This window comes from Pedobacter punctiformis (assembly GCF_027213715.1).
Lineage (GTDB): Bacteria > Bacteroidota > Bacteroidia > Sphingobacteriales > Sphingobacteriaceae > Pedobacter > Pedobacter punctiformis.
This window is the reverse complement of sequence record NZ_JAPWGM010000001.1, coordinates 741,981-765,549: the sequence shown is the minus strand read 5'-3', so window position 1 is coordinate 765,549 and position 23,569 is coordinate 741,981. Positions and strand designations below refer to the sequence as shown.

At 36.6% G+C, this 23,569-nt stretch carries 16 protein-coding genes and 1 tRNA gene; 13 read left to right on the top strand and 4 right to left on the bottom strand.

Annotation, left to right across the window (positions count from 1 at the left end):
- Positions 1–85 precede the first annotated feature (85 nt).
- The 5 genes from O0955_RS03450 to O0955_RS03430 all read left to right on the top strand — a co-directional run bounded on the left by O0955_RS03450 (position 86) and on the right by O0955_RS03430 (position 10,432).
- Positions 86–3,184 (top strand): SusC/RagA family TonB-linked outer membrane protein, encoded by a 3,099-nt coding sequence (locus tag O0955_RS03450; RefSeq protein ID WP_269426124.1) that lies wholly within the window; start codon positions 86–88, stop codon positions 3,182–3,184.
- A gap of 17 nt (positions 3,185–3,201) precedes the next feature.
- On the top strand, positions 3,202–4,509 hold the full coding sequence (locus O0955_RS03445) for a RagB/SusD family nutrient uptake outer membrane protein (protein WP_269426123.1): 1,308 nt from the start codon (positions 3,202–3,204) through the stop codon (positions 4,507–4,509).
- 435 nt (positions 4,510–4,944) lie between these two features.
- Entirely contained in the window at positions 4,945–8,037 is a 3,093-nt protein-coding gene (locus O0955_RS03440; RefSeq protein WP_269426122.1) for a SusC/RagA family TonB-linked outer membrane protein, read from the top strand.
- 11 nt (positions 8,038–8,048) lie between these two features.
- The gene (locus O0955_RS03435) at positions 8,049–9,623 is read left to right on the top strand and encodes a SusD/RagB family nutrient-binding outer membrane lipoprotein (protein ID WP_269426121.1); all 1,575 of its coding nucleotides are present in this window, start codon (positions 8,049–8,051) and stop codon (positions 9,621–9,623) included.
- Positions 9,624–9,634: 11 nt separating this feature from the next.
- Positions 9,635–10,432: a DUF4397 domain-containing protein gene (locus tag O0955_RS03430; RefSeq protein ID WP_269426120.1), complete on the top strand. Its 798-nt coding sequence runs from the start codon at positions 9,635–9,637 to the stop codon at positions 10,430–10,432.
- Positions 10,433–10,635: 203 nt separating this feature from the next.
- Here O0955_RS03430 and O0955_RS03425 read toward each other — a convergent pair whose 3' ends face one another.
- Entirely contained in the window at positions 10,636–11,238 is a 603-nt protein-coding gene (locus O0955_RS03425) for a porin family protein (protein WP_269426119.1), read from the bottom strand.
- Between the two features lie 217 nt (positions 11,239–11,455).
- Between O0955_RS03425 and O0955_RS03420 the strand changes: the two genes are divergently transcribed.
- Positions 11,456–11,671, top strand: coding sequence for a hypothetical protein (locus tag O0955_RS03420; RefSeq protein WP_269426118.1), 216 nt, complete (start codon positions 11,456–11,458; stop codon positions 11,669–11,671).
- 179 nt (positions 11,672–11,850) lie between these two features.
- On the top strand, positions 11,851–13,542 hold the full coding sequence (locus O0955_RS03415; RefSeq protein WP_269426117.1) for a S41 family peptidase: 1,692 nt from the start codon (positions 11,851–11,853) through the stop codon (positions 13,540–13,542).
- An 80-nt stretch (positions 13,543–13,622) separates the two neighbouring features.
- Here the strand turns inward: O0955_RS03415 and O0955_RS03410 are convergent, their stop codons facing one another.
- The 3 genes from O0955_RS03410 to O0955_RS03400 form a co-directional block, all read right to left on the bottom strand.
- Positions 13,623–13,940 carry a 2Fe-2S iron-sulfur cluster-binding protein gene (locus tag O0955_RS03410; protein WP_269426116.1) on the bottom strand — a complete coding sequence of 106 codons (318 nt, stop codon included), beginning with the start codon at positions 13,938–13,940 and terminating at the stop codon, positions 13,623–13,625.
- Positions 13,941–13,985: 45 nt separating this feature from the next.
- Positions 13,986–14,996: an NAD(P)/FAD-dependent oxidoreductase gene (locus tag O0955_RS03405; RefSeq protein ID WP_269426115.1), complete on the bottom strand. Its 1,011-nt coding sequence runs from the start codon at positions 14,994–14,996 to the stop codon at positions 13,986–13,988.
- Positions 14,997–15,223: 227 nt separating this feature from the next.
- Entirely contained in the window at positions 15,224–17,350 is a 2,127-nt protein-coding gene (locus O0955_RS03400) for a prolyl oligopeptidase family serine peptidase (RefSeq protein WP_269426114.1), read from the bottom strand.
- 100 nt (positions 17,351–17,450) lie between these two features.
- Between O0955_RS03400 and O0955_RS03395 the strand changes: the two genes are divergently transcribed.
- From O0955_RS03395 to O0955_RS03370, 6 genes are all read left to right on the top strand, one after another.
- The gene (locus O0955_RS03395) at positions 17,451–18,200 is read left to right on the top strand and encodes a UDP-2,3-diacylglucosamine diphosphatase (protein WP_269426113.1); all 750 of its coding nucleotides are present in this window, start codon (positions 17,451–17,453) and stop codon (positions 18,198–18,200) included.
- Positions 18,201–18,667: 467 nt separating this feature from the next.
- Complete coding sequence (gene prfA, locus O0955_RS03390) at positions 18,668–19,741, top strand: peptide chain release factor 1 (RefSeq protein ID WP_269426112.1); 1,074 nt, start codon at positions 18,668–18,670, stop codon at positions 19,739–19,741.
- 103 nt (positions 19,742–19,844) lie between these two features.
- Positions 19,845–19,918: transfer RNA gene (locus tag O0955_RS03385), tRNA-Asp, on the top strand.
- A 248-nt stretch (positions 19,919–20,166) separates the two neighbouring features.
- Positions 20,167–20,829, top strand: coding sequence for an NAD-dependent epimerase/dehydratase family protein (locus tag O0955_RS03380; RefSeq protein WP_269426111.1), 663 nt, complete (start codon positions 20,167–20,169; stop codon positions 20,827–20,829).
- 4 nt (positions 20,830–20,833) lie between these two features.
- A complete protein-coding gene (locus O0955_RS03375; protein WP_269426110.1) occupies positions 20,834–21,964 on the top strand; it encodes an MBL fold metallo-hydrolase in 1,131 nt (376 codons plus the stop codon).
- A 232-nt stretch (positions 21,965–22,196) separates the two neighbouring features.
- Positions 22,197–23,360, top strand: coding sequence for a metallophosphoesterase (locus O0955_RS03370; protein WP_269426109.1), 1,164 nt, complete (start codon positions 22,197–22,199; stop codon positions 23,358–23,360).
- Positions 23,361–23,569 lie beyond the last annotated feature (209 nt).

Sequence of the window (23,569 nt, the reverse complement as noted above, 5' to 3'; positions counted from 1 at the left end):
TATAAATGCGTGATTATGCGTTTTTAATATTATAGCTAACCGTATAAATACAACTAACATTTTAACCAAATCTAACAGGCAGTTTATGAAAAAAAAGCTACTCTTAATTTTGATGACTCCGTTTCTGCTGCTGCTATTTGCAGATACAGCGAAGGCACAAAATAAACGTTACACCATCAGTGGTAAAGTAACGGAAGCCGCTACCAAAGACCCAATTCCGGGAGTGGTGGTTAAAATTTTAAACACAAATCTGGCTACGAGTACCACTGGTACCGGTGGTTATAATTTTGTAGTTGATTTAAAGCCAGGTAAATACGATGTTCAGTTTTCTTTTGTGGGTTATAAAACATCAGTACAAACAGTTGAACTAGGAAGCAATACAGAAGTTAAACTGAATGAAAATTTAGGGAGCGATGCTGTTGGTTTGGACGAAGTAATTGTAACAGGTACATCACAAGGAACAACCCGGAAAGAACTCGGAAGTTATGTAAGCACTGTAAAGGGAGATGATTTAAATAAAGCGCCCAGTGGTAATGTATTGTCGTCATTACAGGGTAAGACTGCCGGGGCGCAAATTAGCCAAAACTCTGGTGATCCTGCAGGCGGATTATCTGTAAGATTAAGAGGAATAAGTTCTGTTAACTCTTCTTCAGAACCGTTATATATCATTGATGGGGTTATTGTAAATAACTCTACAGCCCGGGTGACCAATACATCCACTAATTATGATGGAAATAATGTGGTAGGTTCAATTGGTCAAAACAGAATGGTTGATATTAACCCGGCAGATATTGAACGGATAGAGGTTTTAAACGGTGCAGCAGCCGCAGCTATTTATGGCTCAAGAGCCAATTCGGGAGTAATTCAGATATTTACAAAAAGAGGGGCAAGTGGAGTGCCTCAGGTTAGTTTAAGTACAAGTTTAACCATTAGTGAGCTTAGAAAACAAATTGAAGTAAACCAGGCGCCAATTAAGTTTGGTGGCTCGGTAAATACGCAAACCCAGGATATTTTAACACCAACTTTGACCACTACAACACCTGTTGCCAGATATAATTATCAGGATTATATATTTCAAACAGGGGTGGGCACAGATAATACGATTTCTGTTGCCGGGGGTAATGATAATACTAAATTTTATACTTCTGCGGGCTATTTCAGTAATCAGGGGATTATTAAAAAAACAGATTTTACAAGGTATAATTTTAGGGCAAACCTGGATCAGAAAATTACTGAATGGGCTAAGCTTAGTGCAGGACTAAATTACATTCGCAGTTCGGCTAATGAAAAACCTGATGGAAATTCATTTTTTTCTCCCATGAACTCTGTAACTATTATTGGCAATTTTCATGATATTTTCGCAAGAGATGTTGACGGGAATCTTTTAGCAATTGGTGAACGCGGAAGGGTTAATCCAGTTTCTGTTATTGAAGATATTAAACAAAAACAAGAAACCAACAGGATCATTGCAAATGCCAATTTAAAATTGTTTCCGGTTAAAAATTTAACGCTGGATTTTACAGTAGGAGTAGACAATGCAAGTCAGAGTGGTACAACTTATATACCGCCTTTCGCCTACAATGTTAACCCCGATTTCTATGGTGGTGGAGCAGGTTTGGATGGAACTTTAAATGGATATGCTGGTGCAGCAACAAATAATGCATTTATGTTCAATAATGAATTTAATGCTACCTACCAGGCTAAACTATCAGATTTGATTTCATCAACCACACAAGTTGGTTACTCTTTTCAATACGAGAAAACAAGATATGGCTTAATTAACGGTCGTGGATTAGCGCCAATTATTGAAACAGTAAATGCAGCTGCAACACAATTGCCAAGTGTGGATGGACGTACAGAACTATCTGTCAGTGGGGGATATATTCAGCAGAATTTTAAATATAAAGACCATTTATTTGTAACCGGAGCTTTAAGGATAGATCAATCTTCTGTATTTGGAGCGGATAATCGTACACAGGAATATTTGAAAGGAAGTGTGAGTTATGTTTTGTCATCTGCTGATTACTGGAAAAATCTTGGTGTTTCATCATGGTGGGATGCTTTTAAATTAAGAGCAGCTTATGGAGAATCAGGTAACTTAACCGGAATTGGTGCCTATGATCGTATTAATGCTTATTCTACACAGTCTTTTCTGGGTAGAGCATCATTGTTCTCGAGTGCTACTCTGGCAAATGAAAATGTAAAACCTGAACGTCAGCGTGAACTTGAATTAGGAACAGACATGTCTTTCTTTAAAAACAGGTTAGGACTTCAGTTTAACTGGTACAATAAAAAAGTTAGCGATTTATTAATTTCCAGTGTTACTGCACCGTCTACGGGTTTCTCAGGTTTGCTCGATAATATTGGTTCATTAAGAAATAAAGGGATTGAGCTGGTTTTATCAGGGAAACCAGTTGCTGCCAAAGATTTTACCTGGAATACTTCATTTGTATTTAACAGAAACAGAAATCAAGCGCTTAACGTTGGGGGTTTAAGATTGTTTTCTACAAATCCTGGTGCACCCGTTGCTATTATTGATGGAGAAGCAATAGGTGTTTTCTACGGAACATTTTTCGCGAGAAATCCAGATGGAAGTTTATTAACCAATGCTGCAGGTATTCCTCAAATTGAAAAAGGAACTCAGAATTCTACCTTAAGCTATACACCGCAGCGGGATGCTAACGGATTACCAACCGGGACTCCTTTACGTAAAGTGCTGGGTAATCCGAATCCGGATTATACGGCTTCATTTGTGAACGATTTTACCTATAAAAAATTCAATCTTCATGTTCAGTTAGATGCTGTACAGGGTGGTGATGTTTGGAATGCAGATTGGAGAACGCGACAAGGTGTTGGCAATGGTAAAGTTACTGAAGCAGAAGACTTAGGTCAATTGCCAAGGGGCTACATTGCTGGTGTTTATGCCATAGAAGAATGGAGAATTGATAATGGTTCTTTTGTTAAATTAAGAGAAGTTTCGTTAAGTTATAATATCGGTAAAGTAAAATACATCAGAGATTTGACAGTTACACTTAGCGGTAGAAACCTGGTTTCGTGGGATAATTATAAGGGATATGATCCCGAATTAAACTCTGGCGGTCAATCTACTTTACTTAGAAATATTGACTTTGGTTCTGTTCCGATTCCAAGAACTTTTAGCTTAGGATTACAGGTTAAATTTTAATTGATAAAGAAAATAACATGAAAAGTTTAAGAAATATAACTTCAACATATATAGCAGGTATTGCTTTTTTAACGATGCTATTAGTGACATCTTGTAAAAAAGAATACCTTGATCCTTCAAGAGCAAAAACAGATGTCGCATTAGGTTCTTCACAAGGATTAACAGCTGTGGCTATCGGATTGCAACGGGTTTACTCTTTGAACAGAACAGGGGTGATGTTTAATTCTGTTGCTGCAAATGGTTTTATAACGAATGAACTCTTGCTATTAAACGCTGGTAACGTTCCCGAACTGCAGTTGAGTACGGGTGGGGTTGCAGTGGATGGAACGAATACTATTTTATTGAATCTGTGGACAAGTGCCAATAAAATAGTTTATGATTCGGATTTAGTCATTGCAAATGCGGCTAAGCTGGGAGACAAGGGTTATGCATCCGGATTAATTGCTTATTCAAGTATTTTTAAGGCGCTGGCAATTGGCAACATGGCGCAGTACTGGGAAAAAGTGCCTGATGGTACTGGTACTAATGCACCTTTTATAACCAGAAATGCTGCATTTACAAAAGCATTGGCAGTTTTAGATAATGCATTAACTACAATAACAGCAAACCCGATATCAACAGCCTTTTTGAGTAATATACCTTCGGATGTAAATATTATAAATACAATTCATGCATTAAAGGCTCGTTATGCATTGTTTTCAGGTAATTACCCGCTTGCTTTAACTGAAGCTAACGCTGTTGATTTAACTAAAGCCTCTTTTCTTAAATTTGATGCTACCTCCCCAAATGTGCTGTTTACCGTTATTTCTTCGAATAATGTTTTTCAACCTTTAAATGCAAGTTTGGGTTTAAACGGTATTTACGCTCCTGATGCAGCAGATAAAAGGATTCCTTTTTATACATTTATGCAGGGTAGTCCTGCCGCAACATTAAGAATGAAAGGTTTTGCAGCACTAACTACAAGTCCTTTCCCTATTTATTTGCCAGGTGAAATTATTTTGATAAAAGCAGAAGTTTTGGCAAGACAACCAGATTTGCCAAATGCACTTACAGAGTTAAACAAGGTGGTTACTAAAACTCCAGCATCTGACCTGATTTATGGTTTGGGTGCAGATTTGCCAGCGTTAACGGGTAGTTATACACAACAACAGTTGTTAGATTTAATTTATAAGCATCGTTGCATTGAATTGTATGCTTCAGGTTTAAAAGTTGAAGATATGAGAAGATTTAATCAGCCGCTAGCAGATCGCAAGAGAAACTTTTTTCCATATCCATTTCCCGAGCGGGATAATAATACAAACACTCCTGCCGATCCGGCATTTTAAGAAAGAGAGGGCAACAAATTTAATTTGTTGCCCTTTTAAATTTTTGCAGAGGCTGTAAAGCACTTTTTTAATATAAAATATTCGTTTTATCCAGGTTATAATTTATTAAAGCCTCATTCTTCTGTTAAATTATCGTAATCAGATCAATTACGTCATAAACCAGAACATTCTTTTAGGGATACAACATCTGATCTTAAGCAGAGGTGTAAAAGATTTTAATTTTTTAAAATTTGCGTGTTTTTGCGTTTTTATGCAATAATGTGTTGTGCGTTAGATAGAAAAATCTTTCTTGTTTGTTTTTTTATTGGAAAACATTTATGATATTAGCTAAACATTGGAAAAGAATGCGTTATTGTGCGTGTTTGGCAAACAACAAACAAAATAACTAACAAAAAACAACTAAACTATTATTAATCAAAACCTAATTGGCAGTTTATGAAAAAAAAACTACTCTTAATTTTTATCGGTACGTTTTTGTTGCTGGCTCATGCCATTGCGCAACAAATAACCGTTACAGGTAAGGTTACGTCAGAAGACGGACCAGTACCCGGAGTTTCCATCAGAGTGAAGGGGAGTACCGTGGTATCACAAACGAATGGCGATGGAGTCTATTCAATTAAAGCATTAAAAACAGATGTATTAAGTTATACGTATGTTGGATATGCAATTGTGGAAAAAAATGTCGGCAATAATACCATATTAAATGTTGTTTTAAGACAAAATACAAATTCACTTAATGAGGTTGTTGTCACAGCGTTAGGGCAAACCGCCTCAAAGAGGTCGTTAGGTACGGCCCAGCAGACTGTTAAAGGTGCAGATATTGCTCAAACACAACGTGAAAACTTTGTAAATGCTTTACAAGGTCGTGTTGCAGGTGTTGAGGTAACAAGCACTTCTGGTGTTCCTGGTGCTTCATCTTCAATTACTATTCGTGGTATAAGTTCAATAAGCGGGAGTAATCAACCGCTATTTGTTGTAGATGGTTTGCCAATAGATAATAAAACATTAAATACATCTGCCTTTTATTCAGATAACAGTTCTACAACAGGCTTATTTAACAGGGGGGTCGATTTTACCAACCGTGCAGCGGATATTAATCCTGAAGACATTGAAAGTTTGGTGGTTTTAAAAGGTCCAGAGGCTGCGGCCTTATATGGTATTGATGCAGCAAATGGAGCTATTGTGATTACCACAAAAAGAGGTAAAGCAGGAGAAGGAATTATCAATTACAATAATAGCTTCAGGGTTGAAAAAACAAGCTATAAGCCAGAATTACAAAGAGAATTTGGCTTAGGAAGTGGCGGGGTAGCTGCTGGTACGGCTTTTACTTACTTTGGCCCTCGATATGCCGAAAATACACAGTTTTATGATAATATTGATGGTTTCTTCCAGACAGCATTTACACAAAAACATAATTTATCTTTAGAAGGTGGTCGTAATGAATCAAACTATCGTGTATCTACGTCTTACACCGATCAAAATGGGGTAGTGCCAGGTTCAGATTATAGTCGATTTACCTTAACCGGTTCGGCTGGAGGTAAATTGAATAATTGGTTGTCTGTCGATTTTTCAATGAATTATTCTTATGCGTTAAATAACCAGGCTTTTAAAGGTGATGGTGGAGCATTAATTGGCTTACTTTTATGGCCTCAGGAAGATGATGCAAAAAATTACTTAACAGCATCGGGTGCACGCAGAAGGTTTACTACTGCTACAGATTTGACTTCTGAAATCGAAAACCCCTATTTTAATGTTAATAAAAACAGAAATACAACAAAGAACAACCGTATTTTATCAAATGCTTCTTTTACAATTACGCCCGTTAAATGGTTAAATATTAAATCTATTTTTGGTATTGATGCTTATAACAACAATGCCATGTTGGTTAGCCACCCGGAGAGTAGAAGAGGTTTATTAAAGGGGGGTATTCTGGATATTGCCAATGATAATACGAGAAACGTAAACTCACAAACATTAGTTAACTTAACTAAGCAAAATATAACAAAAGATATTACTATTGATTTTACAGCTGGTAATGCTATCAAAGCTTTAAAATCTACCATCGAAAGTTCTTATGGTGAAAACTTTTTAGACCCTAATTTTATCTCAATTAACAATACTACAGCAACATTGAGAAATGCCAAATCAACAATTGCTGAGCAAAGGGTAGTAAGTTTGTTTGGAAGGGCTACTTTAGGATATAAAGACTATTTATACATTACAGCTACTGGCCGTAATGACTGGACATCTACTATTCCTCCAGGTGCAAATTCGTTCTTCTACCCTTCAATTTCAGGCAGTTTTATCTTCACTGACGTGCCTGCATTTAAACCAGCTTTGAGTAAAATATTTACCTCTGGTAAATTAAGAGCCGCTTATGCCAATGTGGGTAAAGATGCAAGACCTTATGCGTATGTGCCTGCTCTTGAGAGTAAAACAACCGTAGGTGGTGGATATGGCTATGGTTTTACAGGGCCTAATCCTGATTTGGTACCAGAATTTGCAAGTTCTTACGAGTTTGGTACAGAGTTGGCTTTCTTTAGTGATAGATTAGGTCTTGACGTTACTTATTATAATAAAGAAACACGTGACCAAATTGTTAATGATATTAGAGGTAGTTATGCTACCGGTTATGTTTTATTTAACTTAAACGGAGCTAAAACCCAAAACAAAGGTTGGGAAATAAGTTTGAGAGGCACGCCTGTTAAAACCCCAAGTTTTAGCTGGAATATTTTAGCCAACTTTGATGCTACACGTGGTAAAGTTTTGGAATTGCCACGCTCATTACCTGAATCATATGTTTCTGATACCTGGTTATATGGGAATGTTAGAAATGGTGTAACCCCAGGCTTTTCTACTCGTTCATTAACAGGATATTTTTATTTGAGAAATAATAACGGTGATATCTTAATCAACCCGGCAAATGGTTTGCCTGTACGTTCAACAATCTTTATCGAAGGTGGCTATGATAGACAACCTGACTTTCAGTTAGGTATAACCAATAGTTTCACATATAAAGATTTTTCTCTTTCCTTCTTACTTGATATTAGAAAAGGTGGTGATGTATTTAATGGAACACAGGCTTTCTTAACACAACGCGGTCTGTCAACCAAAACGTTAGATCGTTTGCAACCGAGGGTAGTTACTGGTGTATTGCAAGATGGTAAAGAAAATTCTGCAAACCCAACAGTTAATAACATCTCAGTAACGCCTTTCTATCAAAATGGATTTTATTCAACGATGAGTGAAGAGCTTTTTATAGAAAAAGATATCAACTGGATCAGATTAAAAGATGTTACATTGCAATATCGTTTGTCGCAGAACCTATTAAAAAGGCAAAAATTTGTTAAAAGTGCAAGTGTGTTTGTAACCGGAACAGATTTATTCCTGATCACGAACTATTCAGGTCTGGATCCTGTTGTTAGCGGAAATACAGCTGCTGTTGGTGGATCTGGGGCGCAAGGTGTAGATTATGGCAACTTTCCAATGCCTGTTGGCTTGAACTTTGGAATTAAAATTGGTTTATAAAGAAAATAAAAATGAAAAAGATATATATAATAATAATTCTTTTCAGTCTACTTTCCTTAGGTAGCTGTAAAAAATTTCTGGATGTCAACACAAATCCAAATAACCCTGAGCGGGTTGAAGCAAATTTATATTTGTCCCCGATGTTACATTGGATGATTACCGCGCCAACTTATGATGCAAGGTTCGTTGGTAGATATACTCAAAACTGGACTTTAACATCAACAAACAGTACTTGGGATAGACAAGGTTATGATCCGAGTTCGGACAATGGTGGTCAAGTATTTAGAATGACTTATTTCGACTTTGGTCAAAACCTGGTTGATATGAATACTAGAGCCGAACAAGAACAAAGATGGGACTTGTTAGGTGTAGGGCAAATTTTAAAAGCATGGGGATGGATTACTTCAACTGATTTACATGGTGAAATTATAGTTAAAGAGGCTATAAATCCTGCTAAAACAACATTCGCATACGATACTCAACAGTACGCGTATGAAGAATCATTAAGGCTTTTAGATGCGGCAATTGCCAACTTAAAACGTACTGATGGTGGGGTTAATGCAACTATTTTAGGTAAAACTGACATCATTTATAAAGGAGATGTTAATAAATGGATTAAATTTGCTAATGGCTTAAAAGCGATGATTTTGAATCATTACTCTAATAAACCCAATTATAAACCTGACGATGTAATTGCCCTTGTTGACGCATCATTTACCAGCAACGCAGATGATGCTTTATTGGCTTATACAGGAACTGCAAATGACGACATCAATTTCTATGCTGCCGCTCGTGATAACTTAACAAGTTACAGACAGACAAGATTTATTTTGAGTATGTTGGATGGAACTGTTTTTACCGGAACTCAGGATCCGAGATTAACACGTATGTTATCTCCGGCGCCCGATGGTGTATACCGTGGCTTGGAGCCAACTTTCGGTATCGGAGCGTTAACTGCCGCTCAACAGCCAAATAATTTTTGGGGATATAGCTCTTTGGCATTAGCAAATGCATCAATTTCTACACCATCCAGATATATTTTTGGAAGAAAAAGTAAATTGCCTGCTATGACTTATGCCCAGCTACAGTTTATTAAGGCCGAGGCAGCTTATAAAAAAGGTGATAAAGCGACTGCGCTAGATGCATACACGAAGGGGATTTCTGCTCATATCGATTTTGTTAATGCGAGAAATACAGATGACGGTCAATCGCCAACACAAATTAGTGCAGCTGAAAAATCAGCATATCTGGCATTGCCTTCTGTGGTTCCAACTAGCGCTGCTGCATTAACTTTATCTCAAATTATGTGTCAAAAATATATTGCACAATGGGGATGGGGCCATTTAGAACAATGGACAGATTTAAGAAGATACCATTATACCGATAAAGATCCTGTTGTTGATAAACAAGTTTTTGCTGGGTTTACAGTACCAACAAATCTTTACCAAGACAATGGAGGCAAGTTCGTTTATAGAATTAGACCAAGATATAATTCTGAATACGTTTGGAATAGAGCTGAACTTGATAAAATAGGTGGCTTGGCTACTGATTACCATACCAAAGAAACTTGGATCACTTTACCCTAATTCGAAATAACATGAAAAATAAATATATTATAATTCCGGTATTTGCATTCTTGCTATCCATGCTGTTGTATTCATGTGAAAAGAATGCTGTCCAAATTATTGATGTACCCGTTAGTGGTGCCCAATTAAAATTCTTCAATTTTGGAGTAAATGCGCCTATAGTTAATTTTTATGCCAACGATACAAAAGTTTCTGCGGCACTATCTGCTACCGGATCGGAAAGTAGCACTACAGGTGTTGCCTACGGTGCTGTATACCCATCCGTTAATTCGTATGCAGTAATAGCACCTGGTACTTATAATTTTAAAGGACAAAGGCCTTCAACCGTTTCTACTGATGCCAATTTGGCGATATCAACATTGAATACATCTGTACAGGAAGGTAAAAATTATTCTTTGTATCTATCAGGAATATACAATGCCTCAGCTAAAACAATAGAATCCTTTATTGTTGAGGATGTACTTCCGCCTGTTGATACATCTGGTGGTTATGTTCGTTTTGTACATGCTATTTCAAATGCAAACCCTTTTAATTTGGTATTGAAAAATACAACTACTGGAGCAGAAACGGTTGTTGCTACTAATATTGCATATAAATCAGCATCAAGTTTTGTAAAGGTGCCATTTGGTATTTACGAATTATATTGCCGTTATCCCAATTCTTCAACTAATGTAATCTCAAGAAATGGAACTTCGGCAGTTTCCGTGATTAAAGCAAATACTTATACGTTTAGTATTAGAGGTGATATGACGGTAACTTCTACAACAGCTACCAATAGGCCATTTATCGACAATACACCAAATAGGTAACCTGTTGATTTGGTTTTACTTTTTAGTAATGTCCAACCAAATTATACTAATTTCACTTTGAAGTTGCAAAGCCGCTTGTTATGATTAACAAGCGGCTTTGCTTTTTATAGGAATCTAATTGCATTTAGAACACAGTAAAGCATTATTAATGCTCGCTAACCTTCAGGGTTATAAAATTAGATTCCAGCGCTTTAATTTTAAAATTACAATATTTTAAACCCTAAGCTCAATTGAAAAAGGTTTGGGGTTTGTTTGTACTTATCACTCTTGCTAATGTTGCTAACGCCGGCTTCATAACGTAAATCGACAGAAATGCTGCCCACATCTACACCAGCACCCGCCTGAATACCAAATGCCTGATTTTTGTAATTGTCAAAATCCGTAGCTTGATCATAGGCAGCGTTAAAAGTAGAATTGTCGCTCAATACTAAAGATAAAACCGGACCAGCCATTACACGGAAGTTTAAATTTTTGGCGCCAAATTTTGTACCCAATAATACCGGGATGTCTAAAGTGGTAAACTTTACTTTACCTTCTGCAGTAACTTCGTTATTATTATTATTGATAAAGCTTATAAATTTATTGCCTTTGCTACCAATATAAGCCTCAGGTTGTACATAAAAGCTTTTTCCGCCAATACGTGCCCACGCCCCAACTTGGTAGCCCAAACGATTTTCTTCACTGGCGAAATCCGAATTTATTTTAGCAAGATTTACGCCTGCCTTAACACCGAGGTTAAAAGTTTGTGCTTGTAATGTTGCCCAGCCACTTGTTAGAAGGACAATAAGGATGATGATCTTTTTCATTTTTTGTTAATTTGTTTTTAGGGTTAAAGTCAATTAAGACTCTGATCTTTTAACTTAAATTTTATGGTTTTTAAACCTGATTTAGACTATAACGCAATTTTAACAGAATTATCGTGTGTAAAATCGCCGCTAATTTCACCTTTTTTTGTCAGTATCCATAAAAAGCTACCGGCTGTGCCACAAATATTTTTTACTTTTGCATCAAATAAATTTTGCTATGGCTAATTTTCAACTTACCGCAGAAACTGCATTTAAAGTAAAAACAAAGTTCTTAAGGAAATATCGTGACCTTGCCAATGAGCCTTTGGATTTTACACCTGGTAAAGAAGATCAGCTTGTAAGTGATTTAATGCGTCTGGTAAAACGCGATCGTACCTACATAGAATTTACAATCCAGAAAGCACTAGCCGATACTAAAGGAAACAGACTTTAGTTTTAAACTCAATTTCTTTTCCTGCTGAACATTTCTTCAGAAACTGTAGCTTATTGCATTAAGGTGTAAACATGCTGTTTTTAATATTTATCTCTTTTTGTACATTTACCTTGTACAAGTCGTCAACAGATCACAAATATTTCAGGCGTTATTTCAATAGGCCTATAAAAGCATAAACGATGAAAAAAATTAAATATGGCATAATTGCAGTTGTTTCGGGTATTGCAATTGTATCTTTTTCTTTTAAAGAGGATTTATTTCTGGTTTCTAAAAACCTGGATATTTTTGCTTCCCTTTATAAAGAAATCAATGTTAATTATGTGGATGATACGAATGCGCCACAATTGATGAAAACAGGTATTGATGCGATGCTTGATAGTCTGGACCCGTATACTGAATATGTTCCCGAATCGGAAATAGAAGATTACAAGCTTAAATATGTTAGTACTCAGTATGGTGGTATTGGCGCAGGCACAGTATTTATAGATGGGAAACTATTTGTTAATGATGTGAGCGAAGGTTATCCTGCAAATAAACAGGAAGTTAAACCCGGAGATCAGGTATTAAAAATTAATGGAATAGAGATAAAGGGTAAAGACCGTAGTGAGGTGAGCCATTTGTTAAGAGGGCCAAAAGGAAGTACGGTAGATTTAGCCATTCTCCGCGAAGGAAAAGAGATTTTAAAGAAATTAATCCGTGAAGAAATTAAACAACCAAATGTATCTTATTCCGGTATGGTTGGCGATGGTATAGGTTATATTAAGTTGGATAAATTCCTTGAAAACTCTGGCCAGGAAGTTAAAGATGCCCTGGTTAACTTAAACAAAGAAAATCCTAAAGGCATTATTTTGGATTTAAGAAATAACGGTGGGGGCATTTTGCAGGAAGCGGTTAAGATTGTTAACCTTTTTGTAAATAAAGATCAACTTATTGTAACGCAAAAGGGTAAAAATGTAGAGAAGACCGTTACCTATAAAACACAATTGATGCCGATATCAGTTTCGGTTCCGCTGGTTGTGTTGGTTAATGCAAATTCTGCCTCAGCATCAGAGATTGTTGCAGGTTCTTTGCAGGATTTAGACAGAGCCGTTATAATTGGCCAAAGGAGTTATGGAAAGGGTTTGGTTCAGCAAACGTTTAATCTTCCTTACAATAGCCTGGTAAAGGTAACAGTGGCTAAATATTATACGCCATCAGGAAGATGTATTCAGAAATTGGATTATGCACATAAAGACGCAGAGGGGAGAGCAGAGCGTTTTGCCGATTCAACCATTACCATGTTTCAAACCAAAGCTGGCAGAAATGTTTATAGTGGCAATGGCGTTTATCCGGATGTGGTAACTGATGCTTTAAAGTTAAGTCCGGTTACAATTTCCATGCTGAATAAAAACTTATTCTTTAACTACATCAATCAATATGTAAAAAATAAATCCAGCCTGCCATCAGCGAAAGCTTTTCAGGTATCGGATGCAGATTATACCGCTTTTACCAATTCACTTGCCGATAAAGATTTAAGTTATCAAAGTAAAACAGAACGTTTGCTTTCTGATTTGCGTTTAGAGGCCGAGAAGGAAAATAAATCAGAAGAAGTTAAAGCCGATTTGGAAAATCTTAAATATAAACTCACCTCTTCAAAAAAGAACGACCTGGCTACGCATAAAGCAGAAATTAAACGGGTGCTGGAAGCGCAAATTGTAGGTCGCTATTTTTATGATAAAGGCCGGATAGAACAAAGTTTTCAATACGATAAAGAACTGGCTGCTGCTAAAACATTATTTAACAACCAAACGCAAATGTTAGCCATACTAAAAGGCGATGGCAATTATAAAATAATCGGAAAACCAATTAAAGATACGGCTTCAGTAAATTAGAAATTGATTTTAAATAGAAAGCCCGGCTTACGTTAATGTAGCCGGGCTTTTGCTTTTTATTGATATTTACAAAAGGAAACCTAGTGTAATTTAACTTTTAAACCATCCATATTGTTATTTAACTGAAGCTGACAGGCTAAGCGTGAGTTTGGCAACAAATCCGGCAAGGTATCTAACATTGCATACTCATCGTCAGTCATTTCATTTAACTTTTCTTCACCTTCCAAAACATCAACACAACAGGTTGCACATAAAGCCATGCCTCCACAGGTAGCCAAAATATCATATTCTGATGCCTTTAAAAACTCCATCAGGCTAAGGCCCATATCGGTTGGGGCAACATGTTCAGTTACAGAGCCGTCCGGCTCCTGCATATATATGTTAATGTTATTTTCCATGTTAAGGGTTTACTTATACTAAAATGCAAATATAAGTAAAGCCAATTAAAATTCAGCTACGCCGTTAACAGTTGTATATTTCATCGTGTACTTCACACCAGGGTTCATATACTGGTACGCACTATGGCTCATTAAAGCTGCTTCGTGGAAACCGCAAAGAATCAGTTTTAACTTATTGGTATAAGTGTTAATATCGCCAATTGCATAAATACCCGGAATATTGGTTGAATAATCGTCTGTGTTTACTTCAATAGCACTTTTGCTGATGTTTAGATTCCAGTCTTCAATCGGACCTAATTTAGGACTTAAACCAAACAATGGAATTAAGTGATCCGCATCTACCACAGATTTTTCCATGGTACGGTTTTGAACAATCTCCACTTTTTCAAGTTTGTCTGTTCCGTGTACGGCGTGTAAATTGCTGTTTAAAACCAGGTTGATTTTTCCACTTTCTGCCAATGCCATTACTTTAGCAACAGAATCAGGTGCGCCACGGAAACTTTCGCTTCTGTGAATCAATGTTAATTCAGAACAAACTTCAGCAAGGTAAATGGTCCAGTCCAGGGCTGAATCACCACCACCGGCAATCACCATTTTCTGATCACGATATTTTTCAGGATCAAGGATCATGTAGTTTACACCTTTGCCATTTTCAAAATTCTCTAAATTTTCTACTGCAGGTTTACGGGGCTCAAAACAGCCCAAACCGCCTGCAATAACAACAACCTTTGCTTCGATTATGGTACCCATATTGGTGGTTAAAACGAAATCAGCTTCACCGCGTTTTTCTAAACCTTCAATACGCTCGCCCAAAGTAAATGTTGGATGGAAAGGTTTTGCCTGCTCCATTAAATTATCGATTAGTTCCTGAGCTAAAACAGAAGGGTAACCCGGAATATCGTATATCGGTTTTTTAGGATAAATTTCAGAAAGCTGACCACCAACCTGAGGCAGATAATCAATTAAATGGCAACGCATTTTTAATAAACCGGCTTCAAAAATGGCAAACAAACCAACCGGACCAGCGCCAATTACGGCTATATCAGTAGAGATCATTCAAAAAAAATTTGATGCAAAGTTACAAAATAAAGTATTATCAATATTGTTATTTAGAAATATTCCAGATAATTCTGCAAGAAATTAATTTCCAGTATTTTATATGCTTTAGCTTAACCTTAAACAAAACTTAAAGTGATTTTATCCATTAAAACAAATTATAATTGGTCTATAGGTTTGGTAGAAATTATTTTAATAGCCTTTAAAAGACGAATTGCTTTAAGGGATTACCAGCTCATTCCCAAATTTTGAAATACAAAACTCCATATATCCGAAGCCTCTTCTATCATTTTGGTGGTTGGTTTCCCGGCACCATGACCCGCTTTGGTTTCAATTCTGATTAAAATTGGATTAGGGCCTTTATATTTCTCCTGTAAGGTTGCTGCAAACTTAAAAGAGTGTGCCGGAACCACCCGGTCGTCATGATCGGCTGTGGTAATTAAAGTTGCTGGATAATTTACTCCACTTTTAACATTGTGCAAAGGCGAATATTTAATCAGGTAACCGAAATCTTCTTTTTTATCGCTCGTGCCGTATTCAACTGCCCAACCCCAGCCAACGGTAAATTTATGGTAACGCAGCATATCCAAAACGCCAACAGCCGGTAAAGCTACTTTAAATAACTCCGGACGTTGTGTCATGCAGGCCCCAACCAATAAACCACCATTTGAACCACCAGAAATGGCAATTTTCTCCGGTTTGGTATATTTTTCTTTAATCAGGTATTCTGCTGCTGCGATAAAATCATCGAAAACATTTTGTTTTTTCTCCAGCATTCCGCCTTTATGCCAGGCCTCGCCATATTCGCTGCCACCACGTAAACTTGGCTGAACATAAATCCCTCCTTTTTCCAGAAACAACATTCTTGATAAACTGAAACCCGGAGTTAAACTGATTTGAAACCCACCATATGCGTACAGAAAAACAGGATTGTTGCCATCAAGCTTAATTCCTTTTTTATGCACAATAAACATGGGCACTTTGGTTCCATCTTTTGAAGGATAAAAAACTTGCTTGGTTTCATAACCTTCGGTATTGAATTTCAGTTCCGATTTTTTATAAAGTGTTGATTCGGCTTTAGCCACATCATAGCGATAAGTTGTTCCTGGCGTAGTGAAATTACTGAAGGTATAGAAAAATTCAGTTTCATCTTTGTAACCTCCAAAACCATTTACCGTACCAATATCGGGTAATTTTACCTCACGAATTTTCTTACCCGATAAATCAAATTGAATAATATGTGTGCTCGCATCTTTGAGGTAATTGGCCCATAAAAAGCCTCCACCGGTACTAATGCCCTCGATAGGTAACTGGGATTCAGGAATAATTTTCTTCCAGTTTTCCGGTTGTGGATTTTTAGGATCAACCAAAACTACCTGTTTATTCGGCGCATTTAAATCCGTGTTTAATAAAAGCTGATCGCCAACATTTTCAATTATACTGTGGTTGTTTTCAAAACCCTTTACCAAAAGCGAGATTTTACCAGCAGGATCTTTTAAATCCTGATAATATAAAGCATTGCCCGAGGTGCCCGCTGAAGCATAAATAATAAGAAAACTTTCGTCTTCGGTAACACTGGAGCCAAAATATAAGTTCGGATTCGTTTTATCTTCGAAAATTAACTTGTCATTTTTCTGCTGATCTCCCAGTTTGTGGAAATAAATTCTTTGGTATTTATTCGCTGCCGAAAGTTCCATTCCCTTCGCAGGCTCATCATATCTGCTGTAATAAAAGCCATCATTTTTCCAGGCAGCGCCAGAGAATTTAGTCCATTTTAATTCATCCGCTAGTTTAGTTTTAGAGGCAATATCCATTACATAAATATTGCTCCAGTCTGATCCGGATTGTGCTACTGAATAAGCGATGTATTTTTTATCGTGCGAAAGTCCGAGCAGAGAAACAGAAGCCGTTCCATCAGAAGAAAGTTTGTTCGGATCAAGAAATAATTCTTCTTTCCCATCGAGTCCTTTTTTAATATACCAGATGTTTTGGTTTTGCAAGCCGTCATTTTTGGTGAAAAAATAATATGCTCCAGCTTTAAAAGGCGCAGTTTCTTTTGGGTAATTCCATATTTCGGTCAAGCGTTTTTTTATATCTGCCCGATACGGGATTTGATCTAAATAATTTTGAGTAACCTTATTTTCTGCTATAACCCATTTGGCTGTTTCGGCAGAAGTATCGTTTTCTAACCAGCGATAAGGATCGGTTATGGTTGTACCGAAATAATTATCGGCTGTTGCATCTTTCTTAGTTTCAGGATATGTCATTAAAGTAATTTTTTCAGCAGGTTTTTGACTTTGTTTACAGGCAAAAAGACTTATTGCAAATAAGCCTAAAATGAGTGGTTTTTTCATTTTGATTCATATTTATTTACTAATATATGATTTTGCAACTTAATGAACGGCGCATGTTTGCTTCCTGCTTTGTTCTTTTTCTTTACCTTTGAGGTTATACATGGGCAAGAACATTTATTTCGCTTCTGATTTTCATTTAGGCACACCCAATTATGCCGAAAGCCGCTTGCGTGAAGCACACATTGTAAACTGGCTTAATTTTATTGAGCCCAATTGTGCCGAGTTATTTTTAATGGGTGATATTTTTGATTTCTGGTTTGAATACAGCAAGGTAGTTCCAAAAGGTTTTATCCGTTTGCAGGGTAAGCTTGCTGCAATGGCTGATGGCGGAATTAAAATTTACTTTTTTAAAGGCAACCACGACATGTGGGTTCGGGATTATTTTACCAAAGAAATAGGCCTTGAAATTATAAGTGATGAACTAATTATGGAGCGTGGAGGGAAGAAATTCTATCTGCACCATGGTGATGGTTTGGGGCCAGGTGACGCGAAATACAAATTTTTGCGTAAAATTTTCAGAAGTAGACTTTGTCAGTGGTTATTTGCCCGTTTGCACCCAAATTTGGGTATTGGCATTGCCAATGGATGGAGTAAAAGCAGCCGTGCAGCTGGAGATGAGAAAGAAGTTTTTTTAGGAGAAGAAAACGAGTGGCTTGCCATTTATGCCAAAGAACAACTTAAAAAAGAACATTTCGACTATTTTATTTTCGGACACCGGCACTTGCCTTTGGATATAAATTTAGGCAATGGAAGTCGCTATGTGAATATTGGTGAGTGGTTAAATTATTTTTCATATGGTATTTTTGATGGGCAGGATTTAAAATTGGAATATTTTAAGCAGGGGAGTTAAAAGGCTTTTTTATTTTTTTTGAAAGCATTATTTGTGCAACTATTTAAATTAGCCTTGCTTTTCATTATAGTTCCGATTGAAAAACCGGAAGCTGCCATTTCAATCCCATTTATTAACCGCGGCAATCGCGACTATTGCAACTGGATGTTTTGAAAAGGAAATGCCCTTGTTATTAAACCCGATAGTACGGATGCCAATTTTTCATTGGCAGAAGGGATAGCGGGACTTTCGGCTGCCCTTATTTTACCGAACCACTTATTTCCCGTAAAAACTAAAAAACAGGTTGAAACCGATTATTTCTACTCCAAACTAATTCAGCTTTTTTCCTTATTTTTGCATTTCTTTTATTGCAGGTGTTTAGTAAAACTAAATCCTTACCCGTTAATTTGGTGTAAAACCCCAGGAACAAAAAGTGAAACTTATTTGTTTCTATGCAATGAAGAGCGTTTTCAAATTGAAATTAGAATATGTTAGATAAATTAGAGGCCATAAAGCTGCGTTGGGAAGATGTAGAAGAGCAATTGAGTAATCCTGATGTGATACAGGATATGAAACGCTTTGCAGCTTTAAACAAGGAATATAAAGATTTAGGCAAAATTGTAGATGAATATAAAGTCTACAAAAATGTGATGAGCAATATTGATGCAAATAAGGAGATTTTATCGGTTGAAAAAGATCCTGAAATGCGTGATATGGCAAAGGAAGAATTAGACTTGTTACTAAAGCAGCAGGAGGAAATGGAGGCAAACATTAGGTTAATGTTGATTCCAAAAGATCCCGAAGATGCTAAAAATGCCGTTTTTGAAATCCGTGGAGGAACCGGTGGAGATGAAGCTGCGCTTTTTGCAGGCGATTTATACCGCATGTATACCCGCTTTTTTGAAACTAAAGGCTGGAAAGTTGAAACTGTTGATGTTACCGAAGGTACCGCTGGTGGATATAAAGAGGTGATTTTAAAGGTTAGCGGCGAAGATGTTTACGGCCAGTTAAAATACGAGAGTGGAGTACATCGTGTGCAACGTGTACCTGATACGGAAACGCAGGGGCGTGTACATACCTCGGCGGCATCGGTAGCGGTGTTACCCGAAGCAGAAGAAATTGATTTATACATCAACCCTGCCGATATTGAATTGCAGACTTCGCGTTCAGGTGGTGCGGGTGGACAGAATGTAAACAAGGTTGAAACGAAAGTTCAGCTTACACACAAACCATCGGGTATTGTTGTTGTGTGCCAGCAGGAGCGTTCGCAATTGGGTAACCGTGTTATTGCGATGGAAATGTTGCGCAGCAAGTTATATGACATCGAATTGCAAAAAAAGAATGGTGATATTGCTGCTAAACGTAAAACAATGGTATCTACGGGAGACCGTTCAGCAAAAATCAGAACATACAATTATCCTCAGGGAAGGGTTACCGAACACCGTATTGGTTTAACCATGTATAACCTGCCAACTATTATGGATGGTGACATCCAGGAGATTATTTCTGCTTTACAGTTTGCAGAAAATGCAGAGAAAATGCAGGAAGGTGCTGTAAATTAATCAGTTGAAAGTATTTGAAAAAAAAGTTTGCAAATAAAAATATAGTCTCTATATTTGCAACCTCGAAAGAGACAAGAGGTTCTAACTTTAAAGAGGAACAAAAGGAGTGGTAGTTCAGCTGGTTAGAATGCCTGCCTGTCACGCAGGAGGTCGCGGGTTCGAGTCCCGTCCATTCCGCAACAAAAGCCTTAACTTGAAAAAGTTGAGGCTTTTTTGTTTTAATGAAATAAAATTCGCCCATCCCTACATTCAGGAAGTACCTCATTTATATTTCGATCTAATTCCTGGATTTCCCAAAATGATAAATTTGGACTTTTGAACAAACTAATTGTTCATTATTTTAAATGATCTTTGTTTAATTAAAAATAAAAAGAAACGATAAGTCCGTATAACTGATCAGGTTAGGGCTTTTAAAAAATAAAACAATGCAAATAAAAGTAATAATAACAGGAAGTACAGGTATGGTTGGCGAAGGGGTTTTGCTGGCCTGTTTAGCAAATCCGAATGTAGCTGAGGTGCTGATTATCAACAGGAAACATTTGGATAGAAATGATCCTAAATTAAAGGAATTGTTGTTGCCCGATTTTTCGAGGCTGGATGAATTTAAAGAGCAGTTAAGGGGTTACGATGCTTGTTTTTATTGTGCTGGTATAAGTTCTGTAGGTGTAACAGAAGATGATTTTACAAAGGCAACTTATGGCATTACCGTACCTTTTGCCGAGACACTTTCTGGCATAAACCCTAACATGGTTTTTAACTATGTGTCGGGTCGCAGAACAGATGGTACGGAGCAAGGAAAAGTGATGTGGGCACGTGTAAAAGGTAAAACCGAAAATGCGCTGATGAATTTGCCCTTTAAAGCACAGTATAATTTTCGTCCGGGCTTTATGAAGCCCATTAAAGGGCAAAAAAATATAAATACTATTTATAAGGTTTTTGCAGCTTTATATCCCTTATGGATTACATTTTTACCCAATTGGACTTGTACCATGCAGGAAGTAGGGCAGGCCATGATTAACAGTGTGCTAAAGGGGTATCCTGAACAAATTATTGAGGTTGCCGATATTAAAAAACTGGCAAAGTTATAAGTCTATGAAACGTTCCTTTAAGATTTTAAAACGAATAGGACTTGTACTTTTGTGCTTAGTCGCATTGCTTGCAATGGCTACTTTTCTTTACCTTAAACAGGCACAGTTCGGGCAAGCGCCTTCTGGTGACAGGCTGGCAAAAATTGAGAAATCTATCCATTATAAAAACGGCAAATTTCACAATCTAATTGAAACGCCAACCTTATCGAAAGGGTATAGCATTTGGGGTGAAACGTATAATACGCTTTTCAAAAGCCATCCAAGACGTACTCCGATTGATAGTTTGCCTTCTATTAAAACCAATTTGAAAACATTATCGCCTGATACCAATGTGGTGGTGTGGTTTGGGCACTCATCGGTATTTATTCAGCTTAATAAAAAGCGCTTTTTGATTGACCCCGTTTTTAGCGGCCAGGCATCACCTTTGCCCGGTTCGGTAAAGGCGTATAAAGGAAGCGATATTTACACCGCCGATGATATGCCTGAAATAGATTATTTACTGATTTCTCATGACCACTACGATCATTTAGATTATGAAACCATTGTTGCCCTAAAAGACAAAGTTAAATTTGTGGTTTGCGGATTGGGCGTAGGTGCACATTTTGAACGCTGGGGATATTTACCCAAACAACTTTTAGAAAAAGACTGGAACGAAAAAATAGCGATAGAAAAAGATTTTGTGCTTTTTACCGAAACCTCACATCATGAAAGTGGACGGAGTTTTACACAAGGACAAACCTTGTGGATGTCATATCTAATTCAATCGCCTGATTTAAAGATTTATATTAGTGGTGATGGTGGTTACGACAATAGATTTATCGAAATAGGGAAAAAATATGGAGGAATAGATTGGGCAATTATGGAATGCGGGCAATACGATAAGGCCTGGCAATCGGTACATAATTTACCCGAAGAAGTGGTAAAAGCAAGCCTGGATTTAAAGGCGAAAAATGTTATTCCTGTACATCATTCCAAATTTACATTGGGCAAACATCCCTGGGATGAACCTCTGATCAGAATAACCAAACTATCCGTGCACCAGCCCTACCGTTTGGCAACACCAATGATTGGAGAGTCTGTTTTGCTAAATAAGAGCAATCAACAGTTTAAACAATGGTGGGTAAATATAAATTAGGCGGTAAAATTAAACTGACAATCAGGTATCAGTGGTTCCTAACAGAATGATTTATAATCATACCAATGTTTATTGTTTAGAAATTCGTCTGAAAAACAAGCATAGTAAATAGGTCTAAGTCAATGTAACAAATTTTGACTTTTTGATACTAAATATTTAAAATATGTATTGGTGTTAAGAGATTTTCGCTGATCATATTCAAAACCATCAGGTATTTCTAAAAAAACAAACAATGAAATTAAAAAAAATTACGCTCTATTTATTCTTGCCGATCTTTGTATACCTTGGAATTGGAGCATTGCTCTTGAATTATGAGGTCATTCAGCGGCTTTATATTTTTCCAGGCTGGTCAATAAAACATGGTGCAACTGATGAAGACGATTCGACCGTGAGTAGTGATGGGCCAATAATCTTATATGAAAATGGAAAAATAATTAAATATCAAATTATTCCCAGCGGGAATAAATTTTCGTTAGTCAAAGGAGAAATTACTAAAAAAGATACGCTTAATTGTTATGTTGATGAAACAAAAGACACTTTCAGATTTAAACTGAAAGACAGTTTGAAAAACGAACAAAGTGAATATATTTTACCAGAAAAAATGCTTGTAATCTCAGATATTGAAGGCAACTTTAATGGATTTAAGTCCATTTTGATTGGGAATAATATTATTGATAAAAACTTTAAATGGACATTTGGAAAGAATCATCTGGTTTTGGTTGGAGATTTTTTTGACAGAAATTTAAATGTTACCGAATGTCTTTGGTTAACTTATAAATTGGAAGATGAAGCAGAAAGACAAGGGGGAAAAGTCCATTTTATATTGGGAAATCACGAAATGATGAACTTGAAGGGCCAGACAAAATATTTGAGAGATAAATACCAGGAAAATTCTGACACATTAAAATTAGATTATCAAAATTGGTATGCTAAAAATGCCGAATTGGGAAGGTGGTTAAGAACAAAGAACGGAGTTGAAAAAATAGGAAGTTTCTTATTTGTTCACGCAGGTATAAGCAAAGACTTTCCTAAAAAATATACCATAGAAGAAATCAATCAGCAGATCAGAAATGGCATAGACAAAGTATTTGCAGGAAGTGAACAGGCAAATGATATTTTTATAGGAAAAGAAAGCCCTGTTTGGTATAGAGGCATTTCAACAGAAAAAGAAACACAAAAAGATGTTGATGAAACGCTGTTGAATTATAAGGCAGATAAAATGATTATCGGACATACCATCGTTGATGAAATAAAATATCTTTATAAGCAAAAAGTTATCGACATTGATTTGGAGCATAAAGCAAATTCAGACAAAGGAAAGATGTTTGCACTATGGTACGAGAAAGGAGATTTCTATACAACAGACAATAGAGGAACGAGAACTAAATTAAAATAAAAGCTCCTCATCTTATTGAATAAATGGGAAAATACCTTAAAGTCTTATTGGGAGAAATTTTTTAAAAACAACTCCCAATAATCTTTCTTTCAGAAAATTTAATTAAAGCATTTGAAATGAGGTTCAGTAGGTTACATAAATTTCAGCGAAATTGTGACCTGCTATAGCAATAAACAAAATATAGTCTTTATATTTGCAATCCCGAAAGG

What these genes read in the sequence shown, in the direction of transcription:
- O0955_RS03450 (WP_269426124.1), top strand. Translation starts at nt 86, where the DNA reads ATGAAAAAAAAGCTACTCTTAATTTTGATGACTCCGTTTCTGCTGCTG.
- O0955_RS03445 (WP_269426123.1), top strand. Translation starts at nt 3,202, where the DNA reads ATGAAAAGTTTAAGAAATATAACTTCAACATATATAGCAGGTATTGCT.
- O0955_RS03440 (WP_269426122.1), top strand. Translation starts at nt 4,945, where the DNA reads ATGAAAAAAAAACTACTCTTAATTTTTATCGGTACGTTTTTGTTGCTG.
- O0955_RS03435 (WP_269426121.1), top strand. Translation starts at nt 8,049, where the DNA reads ATGAAAAAGATATATATAATAATAATTCTTTTCAGTCTACTTTCCTTA.
- O0955_RS03430 (WP_269426120.1), top strand. Translation starts at nt 9,635, where the DNA reads ATGAAAAATAAATATATTATAATTCCGGTATTTGCATTCTTGCTATCC.
- O0955_RS03425 (WP_269426119.1), bottom strand. Translation starts at nt 11,238, where the DNA reads ATGAAAAAGATCATCATCCTTATTGTCCTTCTAACAAGTGGCTGGGCA.
- O0955_RS03420 (WP_269426118.1), top strand. Translation starts at nt 11,456, where the DNA reads ATGGCTAATTTTCAACTTACCGCAGAAACTGCATTTAAAGTAAAAACA.
- O0955_RS03415 (WP_269426117.1), top strand. Translation starts at nt 11,851, where the DNA reads ATGAAAAAAATTAAATATGGCATAATTGCAGTTGTTTCGGGTATTGCA.
- O0955_RS03410 (WP_269426116.1), bottom strand. Translation starts at nt 13,940, where the DNA reads ATGGAAAATAACATTAACATATATATGCAGGAGCCGGACGGCTCTGTA.
- O0955_RS03405 (WP_269426115.1), bottom strand. Translation starts at nt 14,996, where the DNA reads ATGATCTCTACTGATATAGCCGTAATTGGCGCTGGTCCGGTTGGTTTG.
- O0955_RS03400 (WP_269426114.1), bottom strand. Translation starts at nt 17,350, where the DNA reads ATGAAAAAACCACTCATTTTAGGCTTATTTGCAATAAGTCTTTTTGCC.
- O0955_RS03395 (WP_269426113.1), top strand. Translation starts at nt 17,451, where the DNA reads ATGGGCAAGAACATTTATTTCGCTTCTGATTTTCATTTAGGCACACCC.
- prfA (WP_269426112.1), top strand. Translation starts at nt 18,668, where the DNA reads ATGTTAGATAAATTAGAGGCCATAAAGCTGCGTTGGGAAGATGTAGAA.
- O0955_RS03380 (WP_269426111.1), top strand. Translation starts at nt 20,167, where the DNA reads ATGCAAATAAAAGTAATAATAACAGGAAGTACAGGTATGGTTGGCGAA.
- O0955_RS03375 (WP_269426110.1), top strand. Translation starts at nt 20,834, where the DNA reads ATGAAACGTTCCTTTAAGATTTTAAAACGAATAGGACTTGTACTTTTG.
- O0955_RS03370 (WP_269426109.1), top strand. Translation starts at nt 22,197, where the DNA reads ATGAAATTAAAAAAAATTACGCTCTATTTATTCTTGCCGATCTTTGTA.